Origin of the sequence: Massilia sp. CT11-108 (assembly GCF_047302915.1) — a bacterium.
GTDB lineage: Bacteria > Pseudomonadota > Gammaproteobacteria > Burkholderiales > Burkholderiaceae_D > Telluria > Telluria orientalis.
Genome location: NZ_JBKYMO010000812.1, coordinates 1 through 1,718 on the forward strand (window position 1 = coordinate 1; position 1,718 = coordinate 1,718).

Genomic DNA, 1,718 nt, shown 5'->3' on the forward strand with positions numbered 1-1,718 from the left:
GGCCCTCGACGTCGGCGACCCGGGCGCCGCGCGCGCCGCCGTCGAACGCTGCGTCGCGACGATGGGCCGCATCGACATCCTCGTCAACAACGCCGGCACGGACGTGACCTTGCCCCTGTCCGACCTGTCCGAGCAGGACTGGCTGCGCGTCATCAACACGAACCTGAACGGGCCGTTCCTGCTGGCCAAGCACGCGGCCGCGCACATGCGCAGCCAGGGCAGCGGCGACATCGTCAACGTCGCCTCCACGGCGGCCAAGCGGGCCTGGCCGAATGCGAGCGCCTACCACGCCAGCAAATGGGGACTGCTCGGCCTGTCGCATGCGCTGCATGCCGAACTGCGGCCGCACGGCATCCGCGTCACGGCCGTCGTCGCGGGCGGCATGCGCACGCCGTTCCTGCTCGACCGCTTCCCCGACCTCGATCCGACCCGCCTGCAGGATCCCGCCAGCGTGGCCCAGGCGATCCGGCACGCGCTGCTGCTGCCGCGCGAAAGCGTGATCGCGGAAATGACCGTGCTGCCCATGCAGGAAACTTCCTGGCCCTGACTTGTGTCCTCATGAAAGCCGCGCCGTGAAAGCCATATTTCTCGACAAGGACGGGACGCTCGTACCCGACCTGCCCCACAACGTGGAGCCCGCCTGCATCACGCTGTGCCGCGGCGCCGGCCCGGCGCTGCGCCTGCTGGTGCGCCTCGGCTACCGGCTGTTCGTCGTCACCAACCAGCCGGGCATCGCCTTCGGGCGCTTCGCCGCGGCCGCGATGGACACCGTCAGCGCCCGCATACGCGACCTGCTGCTGCGCGAACACCTGGCGCTCGACGGCTTTTATGTCTGCCCGCACCATCCGGAAGGCACGGTCGCGCCCTGGTCGGCCGAATGCCATTGCCGCAAACCGCTGCCGGGCCTGCTGCTCAAGGCGGCGCACGAGCACGACATCGACCTGCGGGCGTCGTGGATGGTGGGTGACATCCTGCACGACGTCGAGGCCGGCAACCGGGCCGGCTGCCGCACCATCCTCATCGACAACGGCAACGAGACCGAATGGCGGCTCGGCCCCCGCCGCGTGCCGACGCGCATGGCCCCCGACCTGTACACGGCCGCCGTGCTGATCGCCAGCCACGGAGACACGCCATGACGGCCCCGTGGCATCGCGCCCGGCGCATCCTGTGCGTGCGCCTCGACTCGCTGGGGGACGTGCTGATGTGCACCCCGGCCATGCGTGCGCTGCGCCAGGCCGTGCCGGGCCGCACGCTGACCCTGCTGAGCTCCGCGTCCGGCGCCGCCGCCCTGCCCTTCGTTCCCGAACTGGACGACGCCATCGCCTGGTCGGCGCCGTGGACGAAGTCCGCCAGGTCTGCCACCACCGGGGCCGCCGCGCCGGCGCCAATCGCCACACTGGCGGCGCGCGCCTTCGACGCGGCCGTGATCTTCACGACCTACACGCAGAGCGCGCTGCCGGCGGCCCTGCTGTGCCAGCTGGCGGGCATCCCGCTGCGGCTGGCCCACTGCCGCGAAAACCCGTACGACCTGCTGAGCGACTGGGTGCCCGACCCCGAGCCGGCCATGCTCGTGCGCCATGAAGTCCAGCGCCAGCTGGCCCTCGTGCAGCGGGTCGGCTGCCGCAGCGCCGGCCTTGGCCTGTCGTTCGTTCCCCGTCCGGCGGACTTTACGGCGGCACGGGCACGCCTGGCCGCCGCCGGCATCGACCCGGACCGGC

General features: G+C 72.0%; 3 protein-coding genes. All 3 read left to right on the forward strand.

Annotation, left to right across the window (positions count from 1 at the left end):
• A partial coding sequence (locus tag ACEN88_RS30970) for an SDR family oxidoreductase (RefSeq protein ID WP_413345905.1) occupies positions 1-547 on the forward strand: 547 nt, incomplete at its 5' end.
• 25 nt (positions 548-572) lie between these two features.
• A complete protein-coding gene (locus ACEN88_RS30975) occupies positions 573-1,136 on the forward strand; it encodes a D-glycero-alpha-D-manno-heptose-1,7-bisphosphate 7-phosphatase (protein ID WP_413345907.1) in 564 nt (187 codons plus the stop codon).
• The coding region (locus ACEN88_RS30980; RefSeq protein WP_413345909.1) for a glycosyltransferase family 9 protein at positions 1,133-1,718 on the forward strand (586 nt) is incomplete at its 3' end. The genes ACEN88_RS30975 and ACEN88_RS30980, both read left to right, overlap by 4 nt.